Here is a 17,685-nt window from a genome sequence, read left to right as displayed (position 1 = left end):
ATATTCCCGATACCGCCCTGTGCGTTATTTATTACTGCCGTTTCATGTCAATAAAATAATGCACATTTAACTTCATGGTGTTAATGGTGTTAAGTTGCTGGCACGCGGCGGATAATTGTAATTAATGTTATTTCCGGGTGCTTTGTTTTGCTTTTCGGGAAATGTTAGTATTGCGCACATTAAGTCCGCACAATATTGGAAAGATTGATGATGTTTTTCCTGGAAGAAACGTTAATAAATACGCTTGTCGGAATGTGTATTACCTATACCTGTATTTCAATTCCTTTTTTATATGTGAAGTTTACGCAGAAAAACAGCCTGCTGGTGAAGTGCGGCCTGGGTGTGCTGTTCGGGTTGGCAAGCGCTTATATTTTTCAGGAAGGGTCTGTCAATCATGCCAGTCTTTACAGCGTGATTATCGCTCCGGTTACCTTTGGTTTTATCTTCTACGGCTACCCGGTGCTGATTTTAGGCTTTATAACAAGCATGCTATTTATTTTCGGAAAAACCAGTTATTACGATGTGTTTTCCATTATCTATTTCATCTGTCTGACCGGGTTCAGCCTGACACATCGTAAAGGCATGATGTTTGTCATTTTATCCTACAGCATTGCTCAGTCGATTAATTTGCTGTCACATATTTCCGCACTCAACGACAACGGGTACTGGGAACTGGCGATCGTCAAAACGCTGATGAGTCTGGTATTCCTGATGGTGTTGTATTTTTCTTTTGGAAAACTGACCGACCTTTCTACCAGTAAAAATTATTTTAAAAAAGCCTCAGAAACTGATCCGCTGACCGGCGTCAGTAATCGGCGGAGTATTGATCTCTATTTAAAAGAAGCGGAAGAAAACAGCAGCAGCAATTTCTGCGTATTTATGCTGGATATCGATAACTTCAAATCAATTAATGATAATTTCGGTCACCCGTTTGGCGATGAAATTATCAGCACGGTGGCCAAAATTATTAAAAAGAATATTCGCGGCAATGATTTCGTCGGCAGGTATGGCGGCGAAGAATTTCTGATCGTACTCAATTCCGGCCTCGTCAACGCGCTGCCGGTGGCAGAAAAAATGCGCCTGAAAATCCAGGAGCATGTCAGTGCCAGTCAGGGGCCGGACAATGTCCGCATTACCGTTTCCGTCGGCGTCGCCGAACATGCACCGGGTTCACCGGTAAACGGCACGGTCGCCAACGCCGACAGCGCGCTGTATCAGGCCAAGACCCAGGGAAAGAACCGGGTCATCGCCTGGGAAACCCTGCAGGATGCCGACGAGGGGAACGTGAGGGGGGAGCCCTGACTATCATTTACGTTAACGCCTGTTTTTTTCCCTCATACCGAAAGCCGGAAAGCGGAGCGGGCAAGGGGCTGGTTGACCGCAAATCTTAGCGTAATCCGATCCTGCAACCTGACACAGCCACGGCATTTACAGGTATAATCCCACAAATTTTTTAAACTGGTTTAGAAACGAAGATGACAAAACTCACCTTACAAGAGCAGTTGCTGAAAGCCGGATTAGTCTCCAGCAAGAAAATGGAAAAAGTCCAAAGAACGGCTAAAAAATCACGTGTTCAGAGCCGTGAGGCAAGAGCAGCTGTGGAAGAGAACAAAAAAGCCCAGCTTGAGCGTGACAAACAGCTCAGCGAACAACAAAAACAGGCGGCCCTGTCTAAAGAGTATAAGGCCCAGGTTAAGCAGCTGATTGAGATGAACCGAATCACTGACGCCAAAGGCGACATTGGTTTTAACTTCACCGACGGTAACTTAATTAAAAAGATCTACGTGGATAAAACGACGCAAAGCCAGCTGATCAGCGGGCGTCTGGCGATCGCCCGTCTGCTGGTTGATAGCAACGGCGAGAGCGAATACGCAATCATCCCGGCAAGCGTCGCGGATAAAATTGCGCAGCGCGATGCGGGCAGTATCGTGCTAAACAGCACGCTGAGTCAGGAAGAGCAAGACGAAGAAGATCCGTATGCTGATTTCAAAGTGCCTGATGATTTGATGTGGTAATAAACCGGTTCAGAACGGACTTTCGTGACGGGCAACGATCGGCTCCTGGCTGACGGGGTGAACAAAATGCAGTTCACTGGCATGCAGCATCAGGCGCGGTGTCCGTTCGGTTCCCGGCAGCAAAAGTCCGCCATACAGGTCACAACCCAGAATAGGGTGGCCTGTGTGCTGACAGTGGATCCGCAACTGATGCGTGCGGCCGGTTTCCGGGGTGAGCTGTACCCGCGTTAACGGCAGTAGCGCCCCGTCATCCTGTTCCTGATAAAACCGCTCAATGACCTGATAGCCAGAACGCGCGGGTTTACCGCTGAGTGCGCAAATTGACATCAGCGGGAAAAGCGCCGGATCTTTGGCAATCGGCGCGTCTATCACCCCTTCATCTTGGTCCAGATGTCCGCAAAGCAGCGCGCTGTACACTTTGGTGACGGTGCGCAGGCTGAACTGCTGGCAGAGGGCGGCATTAACCGCTTTGTTGCGGGCAATCACCATCAGACCAGATGTCCCAAAATCTAGGCGGTGGACCAGCGTGCAGCCGGGAAATATCTGTACCAGCCGGTGATGCACTGAATCAAGATTTTGCGGATTTTTGCCCGAAAGGCTGAGCAGACCGGACGGCTTATTGATGAGCACCAGATGGTCATCCTGATACAGCGTCTCAATCTGGTCATGGCACGGCGGGGCAATAAACGTATCGATAATCGTAGACATCAGGCAACCCGGACGGAAAGTGGGAGCGGATGATAACGAATTTTAAACCGAGTTACGACGTCAGGCTGCGCATCATCGCTCCCTGCGGAAGGTTCATTCACATTCTTCAACAATGACGTCAGGGTGAAGGCGAATATAAACACTGCACTACCGACGCAAAGATAACTCACTTGGTTTTGTCAGAAGATTACCTACTTTCCATGAAAGTTTTCTCCTCTGGCAAACTTTCAGATGAGAACGGGTATGTAAAAACGGTTCACAGTGAGATAAATAGTCGCCTTTTAACCAAATTAAAATACTCATGCTTAGACGTCATTTGCCGATAATGTGTTTAAACACAGGGAGATCATGATGTCCGAGGTTAAATATTTCAGTAATTGCTACGAGTTTTTGAATTCACAGAACATAGATGATAATGCCGGCATTGCCGCAGTGAAAACGAAAGGCTTACATCTCGTATGGGAAAATGGCGTGCCTGTATCAACAGGAAATTGGGGATTTGTGGCGCCAAATGACATTGATCACCTCTTAATATTTTACGTTCAAAATAAACTCCCGACGCAGTTATGGTTGGGTGAAGTCGTTGGTTCGACGAGGGTAAGCAAGCTGAAGAGAAAAGGGGATAACGTCCAACTTCAGGTCAGAAATATGGCGTTGATCGGTGAAACAACTCAGAAATGGAAAACGTTCACCAATAATGGTCAATCAAATGGGATAAGAATTTTACAACGGAAAACGGTGAGTCCAGCCACCCTGATTTCCGATGAAACGCCGATGAGTATTCCTGCTGGTAACAGGTATCCTCAAAAAATCTCTGAAACCAGGGATATTGTGGAACGATGTGAGCAGGTTAAAAAATATACTCTTTTGCGCGCTAATGGCCAGTGTCAGGGATGTTCTAATCAAACAACGCCTTTATTGACAGACAGTCAGTCAGTATTTCTGGAGGTCCATCATGTGAAGTTTCTACGAAATTCAGGGCCAGATACCATCGATAATACTGTTGCTCTATGCCCTCGCTGTCATAAAAAAGCTCATCACAGTCATGACCGTCATCTATTCATGAACCATCTGTATGAATTGAACGATTTTCTGAAACCTTAATTTTGTGTCAGTAGCGTGACGTATAATTCCTTGTCACAGGTTTTCAAGGCTTTACTATGGGGCATGACGGCATCGCGCCCATATTGCAATAAGCGTCAACTTAATCAGAGCTGACTCTGGATATAAAGCACAAAAACTAGAAGCCCGCTTAAGTTTGCTTAAGCGGGCTTCTAGTTTTTGGATCCTCTGACTGAGATCGCCCTGCCAGTAACTGGCTAATAATTAAGCTAATCCTGAATTGCGATGCTGTCAAGAGCACCAGAATGATCACTAATTGAATTTGGCGGTATAAAACTGGTTCTGGGTTTTGTACATAGAGGGCAATACGCACCACGCGGCCACAATGGTTGATGATAATGCGGGTGTCAGGTACCTGACGTACAACCTCGTACAGCTCCGATAACGTGGTGAAAAACAGCAGGCATCATAGTTCAACCTATATCGGCCAACTGTTCAAATCAACACCCGCCTGATAGTGCTTATCGAGCAATAGTCCAGCGGATGCAGCTGAAAGCGGATTAACAAGGCTCGGATCTGCGTCCCTGGAGACTCGATGACGTACGCCGCGTAGGTGACCATGCGCAGCAGATAACTCCGCCTCCAGTACCTTGTGCACCGCCACGCCATGACATAAATCGACATAACCGACTACCACTGCGCCGCTTTGGGTAACAGCTGCTGCTGGCGGGGAGTAGCTTAGGTTACGTACTCAATTAAGCCCACCGGGCGCAAGGCTTTTGACCCCGAACTGCGGTAGCTGGTCAGCGCCTGCGTATACACCGAAGCTGTAATATTGTTGTGGCCGTAAGCCGCATCTACAAGGTACTCCAGTAGCAGGTATTGTCTGCCGGGGCGGTCATAAATGTGGTAATAGGCGTCAATAATCGCCAGGTCAGGTTACAGCGCCGGTTCGGTGCCGTTTGCAAGCTAATTCGCTCTAATCGGGAGATAGTCGTTGCTCATACTAGATAACTTATTGTAAGTAGATCGAGTAGATCGCGATTAACTATAGAACGAAGATGCGTATTTTGCGAGCGGAGGAAAGGCGGAATGTCCCCCTTGCTGTCAAGGCTATTCGGCAAGGGAGGCAGCCGCTATTCCAAGCGTAAGTGTTATAAAATTTGATATATCCAACCATAATTAACACGAATGATTCTGATATCAATGCGTTAAATAATCATCTGGAAAGTTACATAAATGAGTCAGGTTATCGTATTGTTGTTCAGTTATTAATTAAATTTCGGAATGCGCGATGAACGTTGAATAATCAACTATTCGAGTATTGTTATTTTCATTCGTATTAATATCTGGAGCAGCAATTTCCTGGTGATGGTTTTTGTACACACGCTGAATAGTACGAATAATGGATCGCGTTTTTTGGTCTGACAACGCAGAATGTAACACGATCGCCATCGAGGGAAGCGCTGGCAGAGAGAGTTTAGTGCTCACTTCGACCAGGTTTACAGGCGCCATACGATAAGGCAATACGCCTACCGCAATGCCTGCGCTGAGTGCAGCGATAACGGCGGTTATACCCACCCCGACGAACACCTCTTCCCAACGAATTCCCGACTGGCGTAAACGTTGAGAAGTCAAATCGCGTATACCGCAGTCAGGAGAAAGGTTAGCGATATGCACGGGGTGATCGGGAATACAGGTATATTTTTCGGTAGCAAACCAGCCAAACTGTTCTTGGCACAGTTCCAGCCCTTCGCGGCGGTCATCATCATTACGCACAATCACTGCATCCAACTGACCGTTGTTAAATGAATTCATCAACACGTGAGAGCTATCAACAGTCACCACTATCAATAACGTAGGATCTAATGACTTCATTTGTGAAAGAATTTCCGGCACTTCGGGTCCCATCACATAGCATGAAATGCCCAATTTGAATTTGCTATCACTCGCTATTAAACTGGATATGGCCCGTTCATGAGAGCTGAGAAAATCACGCGCGGATGAAATAAATTTTTCTCCAAAAATAGAAAGGCGCACCTGACGAGGTGTACGTTCTATCAATTTTTGCCCAAGCTTATCCTCGAGTCGCTTCAGTTTAACGCTTAAAGCTCCTTGCGTTGTGCCCAGTTCAGTCGCCGCACGAGTGAAACTTTTTGACTCTGCAATCACGACAAATGCGCGCACGGCATCAATATCCAGCGTGGTCATCTCAACTATTCCATTTTGTTGTCACAGATATACCAGACTTTACCATATCTGATGAGTTCGAGAAGTGATACTTTCTTGCCGTGTTAGAACATTTAGCTAAATAGAAAACTTCATTTTTCATAAATACTTTCATAAGAAAAATGCCATCTGATTAGATCTACGGAGCAAAAAAGAAATGGCCGCGACCATATCATCAATAAATAAGATAGCACTGGGTGCTGTGTGCTTATCCGCCATTATGTTGGGTCTGGAAATAACCAGTATTCCATCAATTTTACCAACGCTCGAAAAAGTGTTGCCTGCAGAGTTCCGTCAACTTCAATGGATTATGAATGCCTACACCCTGGCAATGTGCTCATGTCTAGTTGCTATGGGTGCTCTGGCAGATCGATTTGGCCGTAAGCGTATCTTTCTTGCGGGGATTACTGTTTTTGGTATTGCCTCTCTCATTTGTGGAATGGCAAGCAGTGCACCGTTGCTGATTGGTGCCAGATTCCTGCAAGGTGGAAGTGCGGCAGCGATGCTTTCCTGTCAGGTCGCTGTGCTTTCACATCAGTTCAGGGACGGGCCAGAGCGAGGAATTGCCTTTGGATGGTGGGGAATTATGTTCGGTCTGGGGTTGGGGTTCGGCCCTATTGTTGGTGGGGTTATCCTTGCTCTGTTGAGCTGGCACTGGGTGTTCCTTATTCATGTTGTGATTGCCGTAGTAACCGTTATTGCTGCCCGGATGGGTGTGGTGGAGTCGGGTGACCCGCATGTGGTGAAAATTGATCTTGGTGGTATGATCACCTTACCGATCGCCGTATTTGGTTTTGTCTATCTAATTACACAGGGGCATGAATTAAGTCTGGCATCGGGTACGGGCCAAGAAATTATTGCGATCAGTATTGCGAGCCTGCTGCTTTTCATCATCATTGAGCTGAAAAGCCAACGTCCTATTTTTGATTTTAAAGCTTTCCGAATTCGTAACTTCTCAGTTGCATTGTTGGGAGCCAGCGGCATGAATTTTTCATTCTGGCCGTTCGTTATCTATTTCCCGCTCTATTTACAGTCAGTGTTGGGCTATAGCAGTGTGGTAGCCGGGCTAATTGTGCTGGCTTATACCCTGCCAACGATTGTGGTTCCGCCTTATGCTGAGCGCCTGTTACAGAAGCGCGGCCCAGGTTTTATTATCCCGGTGGGATTATTCACCATCGCGATTGGCTTTGCGGTACTGCACATAACCATTTCCAGCGGACATGCTAGCTGGTTGACATTACTGCCGGGCTGTCTTATTGCTGGAGTAGGATTAGGGTTGACCAATACGCCAGTGACCAATACCTCAACCGGCTCACTGCCTCCAGAACGTGCAGGCATGGCATCGGGAATGGAATTCAGCGCCCGCATGATTTCACTCGCAGTGAATATCGCCGTGATGGGTTTTGTGTTGCTATCTGGCGTCTCTGCCGAGCTGGTTCATAGCGTAAAGGTAGATTCGCTTGCAAGTGTTGCTAATACGATTGCCGCAGGCAACTTCAATGCAGAACTTCTGGGTGGCGTGAATGTTGCCGCAGCACATGATGCCTTTGTAAATGGTATCAGCTGGGTCACGTTGTACGGCACGTTGGCTCCGGCAATTCTTGGATTACTGGCACGTCTTATTTCACAACAAAAATCATCAAAACAGATCGCAACGAGTTGATATTCTATTTATTAAAATTCATTTTTCGATGAAAAAATAAATAAAATTATATTCTTCACTATTATGGAACAGGGTGTTCCAGATAATACCTTATTTTCATAAAAACAAGGGTGCTAAGATGAAAAAAGATATTGAAACTGTTCGGCCACAACTCGCATTGGTTTTGGATATGGAACCTCATGATATTTACCCATATACAAATCTAAATGAGAATGAAAAATGGGACTCTTTTGCAATTCTCGCGGCAGTCGCATTAGTCACTAAAGAAACAGGGAAGCAGGTGGCCGTAGAAGATATGAGAAATATCAAAGTCGTGAATGATCTGGTTCTACTACTGGTGGAATAATAAGGTTTTATAAAATGCGTACCCATTCAATCATTGGCATTAATATTAAAGCAATTGCAGCAGCAATACCGTCTACGTTGATGCAATCGTCTGATTTCACTCTTTTGTACGGAGAGAAAAATGTTTCACGTGTTATTAGAGGAACAGGAATAAAATCAATCAGGGTTGCTAAGCATATATCAACGACAGATCTGATGACTGCCGCGGTGAATAATTTACTGAGCAATATTGATTTAGAGAATAATCAGATAGATGGTTTGATCGTTATCACTCAAACACCCGATGTATGGAGCCCCGGAACCTCATTTTCTCTTCACCAGGTATTGGGTCTCAGCGAAAACTGCTTTTTACTTGATCTTAATTCGGGTTGTTCTGGTTACGCCAATGGACTGATTCAGGCTGCGTCGTTGGTCAAGGCGGGTGTGTGTAAAAATGTGTTGGTATGTACTGGTGATGTTAATTCTCGCGTCATTGATGATAAAGAATATCAATCCAGAATGCTTTTTGGCGATGCTGCATCGGTATCATTGATCACTAATGGTGAGGACACCTGTACATTTATTTATGGCGCTGATGGGCAAGGTAGAAAATCCCTTGGTGTGGGAATGCATTATCAAAAAGAAGACGCAATTTCTGGAACGGTTGGCTATTTAAAAATGGATGGTGCTGCTGTAATGAGCTTTGCTCTAAAACGTGTTCCTGAAGCTATCGATACGCTGTTATCAGAATCGAATGTTGATAAAAATGAAATTGCGCTTTACGCCTTACATCAGCCAAATGAATTTATTCTTGGATACCTGAGAGACATCATGAGTCTGAATGATGAACAACTGCCTGCAGATGTTGACGGTATTGGTAATACTAATTCTACATCTATTCCTTTATTGTTAAGTCGAAAGGACTGGGGGCATTCACGGAAAAATATAATAATATGTGGTTTTGGTGTTGGCCTTTCCTGGAACGCAATGTTAATAAATCTGGAAAAAACAAAAATTATTAAACCTACAATAGTGTTAGATAATTCTCACACTGAGTAACTTAAATTTTTTCTACAATTAGAGGTGTCATATGTGTGGGATTACTGGTTGGGTAGATTTTAATAATAGGTATTTTGACAGAACGTATTTTGTACAAGCCATGACGGAGTCGTTGGCACATCGTGGGCCAGATGGTCAAGGTGTCTGGAATGATAAATATGCATCCTTAGGACATCAGCGATTAGCGATTATTGATATTGAGCATGGTGCTCAACCAATGGAAGCCAAAGGTTTTAATGGTAACCATGCGGTGATTGCATTCAATGGGCAAGTGTTTAACTTTCAGGAACTGCGAAGAGATTTACAAGGACTAGGTTATCATTTTGATACGACCAGTGATACGGAGGTGCTTCTCAAAGGCTACTTACACTGGCAAGAAAATATTGTCCATCATCTTAATGGCATGTACGCGGTAGCCATCTGGGATTGTCAACGTAACCAGCTTTTTATGTTTCGCGATCGCATGGGGATAAAGCCTCTTTATTATGCATTGACTGAGAGCGGCGTCATTTTTGCTTCGGAGCCGAAAGCTCTTTTTGTTAGTGGTGTCGTTCAACCAAGTATTTCCAGAAATGGATTTTGTGAAATACTCGATATGCTAAAAACACCTGAATGTACTGTATATGATGGAGTGTTTGAAGTGCGTCCGGGTACGATGCTTATATTTGATAAAAATGGGTTACAAAAAGAGACCTACTGGGCACTGGAAGCTAGGGAACATGTTGACTCTCTGGAAACGACCATTGACACAGTCAGAACCTTGCTTACTGACACAGTGAGCAGACAAATTGTGTCAGATGTGCCGGTATGTTCGCTTCTTTCGGGAGGGCTTGATTCATCTGCAGTCACCGCGATGGCGGCTAAATCCTTACCTTCAGGGTATTTACCGTCCTTCTCTATTGACTTCAGTCATAACATCGAGACTTTTCAGGCTGATGGGGTGAGAGGAGCCGCCGATGCGCCTTTTGCTCGAATGCTTGCCCAGCACGCGGGCACCAGACACACTGAGTTACTGCTACGCAGTGAAGATATGCTCAATGAATCTGTCAGGCAAAAGGTCTTACGTGCGGTGGATGCGCCACCTGCTTATTGGGGAGATATGTGGCCATCTTTGTATCTGTTATTTCGCGAGCTAAAAACACACTCTAGCGTTGCCCTTTCAGGCGAGGGAGCAGATGAAATTTTCTGTGGATATCAATGGTTTAGAAACCCAGCAGCCAGAGATGCAGATACATTCCCTTGGTTAACTGCGGGATCGGCACGCTATTTTGGTGGTCTCCAGTTGCTTTCACGTGACTTTGTCACTTCATTAGAACGTGAAGATTATCGAGCTGAATGCTATAGCAAAGCGGTGAAAGAAGTCCCCACTTTGCCAGGAGAAAACGATACAGATTGGCGTATGCGGAAAACGTCTTATCTCGCCATTACTCGATTTTTACCCACATTGCTTGACCGCAATGACCGTATGAGTATGGCGGTTGGAGTGGAGGTTCGCGTGCCATTCTGTGACCATCGGTTAGTCGAATATGTATTTAATACACCGTGGGAAATGAAAAGTTTTGACGGCAGAGAAAAAAGTTTACTGCGTGCCGCAACACGGCACCTGCTACCGGATGGGATTGTTAACCGAATCAAAACACCATATCCGGCCACCCAAGATGGTGCATATGAAAATGGACTTCGAGTTGAGTTAGGTACAATTATTGAAAATAACCGTTCACCAGTTTACGAACTGATTGACCGTGAAAAAATCATTAGCCTACTAAAAAGAGAGTCATCAGAAATAAGCCAGCCTTACAATCGAGGAAGTATTGAAATGGTGCTCTGGATGCATCGCTGGTTGAACGAGTATCAAGTCAACGTTAAGGTAAAAAAGGGGATGTGATGACAATTCAGTATAATAATACCATTGCGCCAAAATTATTGCACAAAGGCAGCTCTGATGACGTATTACTGTGCAGTCCAAGAAAAATCATGCCTTATATTGTTATTCCTAAAACCCCTATTTCTCAGAATGTTAGTGTTATTTTAAATGCATTTTATCACTGTAATGGAAATGGTGATTATACTTTTATTGATGATCATAACGAGGCATTACCAGAAGTGGAATTTGAGGGTGATGCTGAACTGATCTCCCAAGGAATTCCATTTCAAAGGCTTGATTCGCTCAGTAAAAAAAATAATCTCGATCATGATTTTATAAATGCCGAGAATGTCACTTCTTTCCTGAATGAATGCAATATTGAGCGTTATTCGACCAGTTTCCAGTTAGTCAATAATGCAGACCACTATTTCTTCTACAGAAAGCAGCATGAGCATGTTCCCGGCATTATGCTTATGGAAGTAGCCAGACAGGCAATTTATTATCAATTGTATACGTACTCTCAACATCAGTTAGGTAAGGTCACTATCAGTTTAAGCCAAATGCAAGCTGATTTTTACTCTTATTGTGAGCTTATGTATCCGGTGGAAATCGTTGTTGATGATTTTACTTCATCAAAATCATCAACTCCAAGGGAAATTACGTATTTAATCTCGTTCTATCAAGAGGCGAAACTGATTGCAAGAATCAAAACTGTGGCACCCGTGATTTCGATTGGGAAATTTAAGTTGGCTAGAAATGTGCTGCTAAATACTGATGATTTATTTAAACCTTTAAGTCACTCGCCACTAACCGTATTTATTACGTCACATGATCTTAGTCAGAATATTGTTGTATTGAAAAGTGTATCAGGCAAGGGGTGTGTTACCAGCAGAGTAAAGAATAAAAATATAGAGAAAGCGATTGTAACTTTTGTTTATGATAATTCAATATCTTTCAGCACATCTATTTATAGGGTTGGTGAAGGTAATGGGGAGAGTCATTGGTTATTTGAACGAGTCTCCTTTGAAGAGTTAGAAAGTCTTAAAGAGATGATCAAACGAGGATTTATAGAAAATTCTGTTGAAACTAACGTGTTCGGCGAGTGAAATTATGCCTAATTATTCAAATTTGACGCGGCCCTTATCCTTCGGGAAAAATCATTTAGCAGCAAACAGAATGTATTTTTCCTCTGTTGGTTTTGATCTTTGTGACCCAATGGGTAGGCCTCTACCTGAATTTTTTTCAATTTATGATTCTCTCATGGAAGGGGGATGTGGTTTTGGTTTTTTAGGAAATGCATCAGTTGACCCTTTGTCACAATATACTGATCGCAGCATGAAAATTGTTTCTGAAGACCATGCAAATGATTTAAAGCCAATTATTGAAAGTGCGAATAATAAAAAGTTTATTTTAGGCGTTCAATTGCAACATTATGGTGTAAAGCCTGAGGGAAACTCTTTAAGTTATAATCTACCCGATATTCCTGGTGATGTGACAAGGTTGAATGAAGACCGCATTGAAGATTATATCTATCAGTTTCATAATGCTGCGTGTCTGGCATTAAGAATAGGTGCGCCTGCAATTCAAATACATGCAGCTAATGGCTACCTATTGAGTTCTTTTCTCTCACCAAGAACTAATCGGCGAAAAGATAAGTGGGGTGGTTCACCGCTAAGAAGATCGCTAATTTTGGTTGAAATCATTCGCAGAATTAAAATTTCTGTTGGTGATAACATGGCAATATTTGTGCGTCTACAAATCGATGATGGTTTGGGTAAGGAAGGAATTCATGTCGATATATTAAGTGATGTCATTATTGCTATTGAAGAAGCTGGGGCTGATGCAATCATAGGTGCTACAGGAATTGCTGAGACTTATAATAAGTTCTTGAGCGATAAAAATTTCACAATTGATATTTCTCGCTCAGCTGGGCGTTTCTTTAAACAGAGAACAGCTTTGCCTATTGGTTTTGCTGCTAATATCGATAGTCTGAAATTAGCCGATGAGATTCTTGACAGTGGAGATGCCGATTTTATTGGTTTTGGGCGAGCGATTGTTGCAGATCATCAGTTTGTTAACAAAGAGCTGGCTGGGGATTATGATGACGTTTTCCGTTGCCGGTGGGATTCGTATTGCTTGTGGGATAAGAAAGAACCATCAGCAGACAGGGTATTTTGTTGTGTAAATCCGCGCTATTTGCGCCCTGTTCATATTCAATTAAAACATCAGGAGAAATAAAATGTCTTATACTGGTAAAGTCGCATTGGTTTCTGGCGGGACTCGTGGGATTGGATTTAATGTAAGTAAAAGCTTGATTGAAAAAGGTGTTTTTTGTTACATCACGGGAAGAAATAAAGAAGACGGATTGAATGCGCAGGAAGAATTGGGTAGTAATTCACGTTATGTTCAACTTGATGTCACCAATGAACGTGCCGTAATTGAGCTTTTCGATTTAATTCGTAAGGAGCACGGGCGTTTAGATTTTGCTGTTAATAATGCAGGTATCACCACTAAAAGAGCCTCAGTTCAAGAACTGGATTTAAACGAGTGGAACCGTGTATTACAGGTTAATCTTGTTGGACCATTGTTATTGATGTCACACCAGATTCGCCTGATGGGTCTAAGTGAGAAAGGCTCGATTGTGAATGTCTCGTCTTGTGGCGGGGTTTTAGGGCAACCACGGCAGAGTGCATATTCTACCAGTAAAGCAGCTTTAAATATGTTGACACAGGTTGCTGCAGTTGAAAGTGCCAATCCACCAGAAGGGCTGAGTGTGGTGAGGATCAATGCAGTTTGCCCAGGCCCGACCTTAGGTGGTATGAACACCAAGGAGAGACTTCGTGCTAACCCTGCATCAACAGAAGAGAAAATTCAGTCAACCGCATTGAAACGTTTTGCCGAGCCAGAAGAGATCACTGCCGCTATATTATGGCTTTTAGGTGAACAGTCATCCTATGTAACGGGGACATTGCTTTCAGTTGATGGCGGATTTAGTGCTGGGAAATTTTAAGGAAAGCCATGCGTACTTTGAGTTCACTCGAGAACCAGAAACAGCAGGAAGCTTTCAAGAGGGTATTCATTACTGGAGTGAGCAGAGGCTTAGGTCTGGCGCTGGCTTGTCTTTATCTCGATAAAGGTTGGACAGTATACGGTACAGCACGACATAAACCGACTCAGCTTGCAGGACATGACCGGTTTATTTTCAAATCCTGTGATTTGCAAGATCCTGAGCAGGTCGCAGCACTATTTGAACAAGAATTCAGCCCTGTTATTACACTGGGTGTGTCGGTTATACATCTTAATGCCGGTGTTTCTTCTAATGCACCATTGCATACTGATGAATATGATCTTTCACAATTACAAAAGGCCATGATGATTAATGTTCTGGCTAATAAGTTAATTCTTGACGCGCTTTTTCAATCAGGTTTTAAACCGGCACTTGTTGTGGCATCAGCTTCCATTGCTGGTATACGATACCGCGCTGGTATGTTGTCATATAGTCTATCTAAGGCTGCCTTAAATGCATTGTGTGGGGTTTATGCTCAAGAAAACCCAGACGTATTTTTTGCTGTGTTGGGGATGTGTAATATTCTGACTGATTTATCTTTAGGGATAATTTCAAAAGATAGTTTATGCAAATTTCCCGAGCATTTAAAATTAAGAGAAAGGTTTAATATGCCCGGATACGCAGTTAGCCCTGAGAAACGTGCAACAGAAATTTATCAAAGGGTCATTGAGCATGAATGCATAGGAATCACAAGCGGTGAGTTTATAGAGTTAAGAAATATCCTATAAAACTCGGTATGTTTTATCAATGAAGTAATTACAGTTTAAATTTAGGGATTATTATGGAAGTCGAGCTTAACGATATTTTAACATCTGCTATATATCGACAAGAGCCATTTATGGATCAACCTTTTGATTTTTCAGAGGGAGATGATACGGAACTCTATTCTTCAACGGGACAGCTAGATTCATTGAGTCTGTTGACTATCATTTCAGATGTAGAAAAACAGTTATTTAAGGTGCTTGGATATAAGATTAAACTCGCAACAGAGCAAGATCTTTCATTTCAAAACTCGCCGTTTAACACATATGGTAAAATGTTGAGGTTTATTAATGATAAAATTCAAATCTCGTTAAAAAATATAGCAAGTTAGTTTTTATCCGACCCTGTAGAAGGGTCGGCATTCTGACGGATAAATCTCAATGCTATCTATTAGTATGGATTGGGGCTAAATAATAATATGCTTTGGCGTGAAGTGGCTTACTTAAAAGATAACGATGATGAAGAAATTACCGTTTTTGTTGGAAATTATTCTGATTTTACACAGGATGATGCCATCTTCCTTTCTGAAGACGAGAAAATAAAGTCTCAAGCATTTTCGAGTGTTTCTGCGCGAAATCGATATATTGCAGGTAAGGCTTTTTTACGCAGAGCGCTAGGGTTTATGTTTAACAGAGATCCCTTTCAAGGGGCTGTATTGAAAGATGAGTATGGTAAACCATACATAGTGGATTTTGATAAAAAGATAAACTTTAACGTGTCCCATACGGGTGATGTTATTGCAATCGCGTTCTCAAGAAATAAGCCTCTTGGTATTGATATTGAGCTAAAAAATCGCGCAATACATCAACAAGTTGTAGACTATATATTTACAAATGAAGAAGCTGAAGAAATCTTGAGTAAGGCTGATTGGCCAGAGTGTTTTTTACGCGCATGGACAAGAAAAGAAGCTGTGCTGAAATGTATAGGTTGTGGCTTTGCTGGTGATGCGAAGGAAATTAGGGTTCCACTGGATGATGAAAAACTTACGGCTTATAAATATTTATTGGATGTAAATATTTTTCAGGTTTGGCATCTATTTACGATAGATTTTTTGCCAAATATAATTGGCGTTATTGCTATTTAATTGATGTAGAAATGGATATTATGAATTTAAAAGTAGGGGTTATTGGTGCAGGTGCAATGGCACAGGCAATTACGTTACAAGCGGTAAAGAATGGATTTGAGGTTATGGTCAGTAATACTCGTGGTCCTGAATCTCTCGAGTTATTAGTCAGAACATTAGAATGTAAGGCGGGCACACCCGAACAGGCAATCAATTTTGGTGATATAGTGATAGCCGCAGTTCCCCTTTATGCTATTCCAGAATTACCTAAAGCATTGCTTATAAATAAAATCGTCGTTGATCCGTTAAATTACTTCCCTCATCGTGATGGTGTTATCCAGTCGTTAAAAAATGGTGAGATAACTACCAGCGAGTTCTTGGCAGAAAACGTACCAGGTGCCATTATTGTTAAGGCCTTTAACTCTATTACGGTTGAGGATTTACGACGTGATGCGCGGCCAAAAGGGGCGATTAATCGCCGGGCTATTCCGATCGCCAGTGATAATATCAAAGCGAAGTCTACGGTAGCGAATTTCATTGAAAGTATCGGTTTCGACGTTGTGGATGCAGGTGAGTTAAGTGGCAGTTGGCGCTTTGAGCGTTACCGGCCTGTATATTGCGTTGCACTAAAGCAGGATGTGTTGAAAGAGCGTCTGTTTGCCACCAATCGTGATACCTGGGTTGCTGATGGCTACTGGATATTTAATCGGGGTGTGTAACTCTTATTACAGAAACCCTCTAATTTTGTTGTAGGCCGTGGAATTCAACCTGTTAACAGTCGTATTAAATCAGCAAATAATCAAGATACACAGGATTAAATGGTCTTTGTTGAATAAATCGAACTTTTAGCCGTTGTCAGGATCAGATCACCACACTCCTGATCCTGCAGCGATATCACGTGGCAAAACAAAAGTTCAAAATCACCAAGTGGGCTACCTACAACAAGGCGCTCATCCATCGGGGCTCACTGACATTCTGGCTTGATGAGTCGGCCATTCAGGCCTGGCATAACGATCCCAATACGTCTTCACGTGGTCTTCCTCAACGTTATTCTGTGCTCGCTATTTCTACCGTACTGATGATCAAACAAGTTTTTCGCCTCACGCTGCGCGTCGCGCAGGGATTTATTGACTTCATTTTTACCCTGATGAACTCCCGCTCCGGCGCCAGGATTACTCCTGCGTCAGCAGGCGGGCTAAGTCCGTCAACATCCCGTTTAAAACCCCGCGAGCGGCGAAATTGCCCATCTGGTTATCGACTCCACCGGATTAGAAGTCTTCGGTGAAAGGGAGTGGAAGGTGAAAAAACACGGTCAGGAAAAGCACCGCGTCTTGCGGAAACTTCACCTGGCGGTGGACGCCGGTACTCATGAGGTTATCTGCGCTGACCTGTCCCTGAATAATGTTGACGCAGAGGCATTCCCGGGAGTTATTCGTCAGACCCACCGGAAAGTTAAGGTCGTTTCTGCCGATGGCACTTATGGCACAAAACTTTGCCATGACGAGATGCGGCGTAAGAAAATCAAGGCGCTTATCCCTCCGCTAGATCAGGCGGGTTACTGGCCGGTGGAGTATGGGGACAGAAATCAGGAGGTGGCGAGGCAGAGGCTCACGGGGAGTAATGCTTACTGGAAATGGAACACGGCTTATAACCGACGTTCGGTGGGTATCTAACGATGCATGACTTCGATGCGCAGGTTGGTGAGGCTATGGCCATGATCCGTGCCTTAAACAAAAATGGCGCGTGCAGGGATGCCAAAAAGTGTGCGGATTGCCTAAGATAATGATTGATATGGGGCAGTTTTATCTAAACTCGATTTATTCAATAAAGCCTTGTGAGGGACCAAATTCAATATTCAGCTCTATTTTG

16 protein-coding genes and 1 pseudogene are annotated in these 17,685 nt (G+C 43.5%); 15 read left to right on the top strand and 2 right to left on the bottom strand.

What is annotated here, in order from left to right:
• Positions 1-207: 207 nt before the first annotated feature.
• Both ACO0U8_RS01385 and ACO0U8_RS01380 read left to right on the top strand, forming a co-directional pair.
• Positions 208-1,302 carry a GGDEF domain-containing protein gene (locus tag ACO0U8_RS01385; RefSeq protein ID WP_421670136.1) on the top strand — a complete coding sequence of 365 codons (1,095 nt, stop codon included), beginning with the start codon at positions 208-210 and terminating at the stop codon, positions 1,300-1,302.
• 173 nt (positions 1,303-1,475) lie between these two features.
• On the top strand, positions 1,476-2,015 hold the full coding sequence (locus tag ACO0U8_RS01380) for a DUF2058 domain-containing protein (protein ID WP_056780564.1): 540 nt from the start codon (positions 1,476-1,478) through the stop codon (positions 2,013-2,015).
• Between the two features lie 9 nt (positions 2,016-2,024).
• Here ACO0U8_RS01380 and ACO0U8_RS01375 read toward each other — a convergent pair whose 3' ends face one another.
• Positions 2,025-2,723: an RluA family pseudouridine synthase gene (locus tag ACO0U8_RS01375; protein ID WP_217204081.1), complete on the bottom strand. Its 699-nt coding sequence runs from the start codon at positions 2,721-2,723 to the stop codon at positions 2,025-2,027.
• Positions 2,724-3,071: 348 nt separating this feature from the next.
• Between ACO0U8_RS01375 and ACO0U8_RS01370 the strand changes: the two genes are divergently transcribed.
• Positions 3,072-3,827: an HNH endonuclease gene (locus ACO0U8_RS01370; protein ID WP_217204082.1), complete on the top strand. Its 756-nt coding sequence runs from the start codon at positions 3,072-3,074 to the stop codon at positions 3,825-3,827.
• 1,233 nt (positions 3,828-5,060) lie between these two features.
• Here the strand turns inward: ACO0U8_RS01370 and ACO0U8_RS01365 are convergent.
• Complete coding sequence (locus tag ACO0U8_RS01365; RefSeq protein WP_217204083.1) at positions 5,061-5,996, bottom strand: LysR family transcriptional regulator; 936 nt, start codon at positions 5,994-5,996, stop codon at positions 5,061-5,063.
• A 175-nt stretch (positions 5,997-6,171) separates the two neighbouring features.
• Here ACO0U8_RS01365 and ACO0U8_RS01360 point away from each other — a divergent pair, with 175 nt between their 5' ends.
• From ACO0U8_RS01360 to ACO0U8_RS01305, 12 genes and pseudogenes are all read left to right on the top strand, one after another.
• Entirely contained in the window at positions 6,172-7,677 is a 1,506-nt protein-coding gene (locus ACO0U8_RS01360) for an MFS transporter (RefSeq protein ID WP_421670135.1), read from the top strand.
• Positions 7,678-7,795: 118 nt separating this feature from the next.
• Positions 7,796-8,023 (top strand): hypothetical protein, encoded by a 228-nt coding sequence (locus ACO0U8_RS01355; RefSeq protein WP_183846766.1) that lies wholly within the window; start codon positions 7,796-7,798, stop codon positions 8,021-8,023.
• Between the two features lie 14 nt (positions 8,024-8,037).
• Entirely contained in the window at positions 8,038-9,060 is a 1,023-nt protein-coding gene (locus ACO0U8_RS01350; RefSeq protein WP_217204085.1) for a 3-oxoacyl-ACP synthase III family protein, read from the top strand.
• A gap of 31 nt (positions 9,061-9,091) precedes the next feature.
• The gene (gene asnB / locus ACO0U8_RS01345; RefSeq protein WP_421670134.1) at positions 9,092-10,945 is read left to right on the top strand and encodes an asparagine synthase (glutamine-hydrolyzing); all 1,854 of its coding nucleotides are present in this window, start codon (positions 9,092-9,094) and stop codon (positions 10,943-10,945) included.
• Positions 10,945-12,030 carry an AfsA-related hotdog domain-containing protein gene (locus ACO0U8_RS01340; protein ID WP_217204087.1) on the top strand — a complete coding sequence of 362 codons (1,086 nt, stop codon included), beginning with the start codon at positions 10,945-10,947 and terminating at the stop codon, positions 12,028-12,030. The genes asnB and ACO0U8_RS01340 overlap by 1 nt, the downstream gene beginning before the upstream one ends.
• Positions 12,031-12,034: 4 nt before the next feature.
• The gene (locus ACO0U8_RS01335; RefSeq protein WP_217204088.1) at positions 12,035-13,162 is read left to right on the top strand and encodes a hypothetical protein; all 1,128 of its coding nucleotides are present in this window, start codon (positions 12,035-12,037) and stop codon (positions 13,160-13,162) included.
• A gap of 1 nt (position 13,163) precedes the next feature.
• Complete coding sequence (locus tag ACO0U8_RS01330; RefSeq protein WP_217204089.1) at positions 13,164-13,934, top strand: SDR family NAD(P)-dependent oxidoreductase; 771 nt, start codon at positions 13,164-13,166, stop codon at positions 13,932-13,934.
• Between the two features lie 8 nt (positions 13,935-13,942).
• Positions 13,943-14,719: an SDR family NAD(P)-dependent oxidoreductase gene (locus ACO0U8_RS01325; protein ID WP_217204090.1), complete on the top strand. Its 777-nt coding sequence runs from the start codon at positions 13,943-13,945 to the stop codon at positions 14,717-14,719.
• 53 nt (positions 14,720-14,772) lie between these two features.
• Positions 14,773-15,084 carry a hypothetical protein gene (locus ACO0U8_RS01320; protein WP_217204091.1) on the top strand — a complete coding sequence of 104 codons (312 nt, stop codon included), beginning with the start codon at positions 14,773-14,775 and terminating at the stop codon, positions 15,082-15,084.
• An 87-nt stretch (positions 15,085-15,171) separates the two neighbouring features.
• Positions 15,172-15,837: a 4'-phosphopantetheinyl transferase family protein gene (locus ACO0U8_RS01315; protein ID WP_421670133.1), complete on the top strand. Its 666-nt coding sequence runs from the start codon at positions 15,172-15,174 to the stop codon at positions 15,835-15,837.
• Positions 15,838-15,848: 11 nt separating this feature from the next.
• Positions 15,849-16,535 carry an NADPH-dependent F420 reductase gene (locus tag ACO0U8_RS01310; protein ID WP_217204093.1) on the top strand — a complete coding sequence of 229 codons (687 nt, stop codon included), beginning with the start codon at positions 15,849-15,851 and terminating at the stop codon, positions 16,533-16,535.
• A gap of 179 nt (positions 16,536-16,714) precedes the next feature.
• Positions 16,715-17,594: pseudogene (locus ACO0U8_RS01305) on the top strand (IS5 family transposase).
• Positions 17,595-17,685: the final 91 nt, after the last annotated feature.

The sequence above is a fragment of the Rahnella sp. EDr1-12 genome (assembly GCF_049206505.1).
GTDB lineage: Bacteria > Pseudomonadota > Gammaproteobacteria > Enterobacterales > Enterobacteriaceae > Rahnella > Rahnella rivi.
The sequence above is the reverse complement of the archived record's forward strand: the minus strand, read 5'-3'. Positions and strand labels throughout refer to the sequence as shown.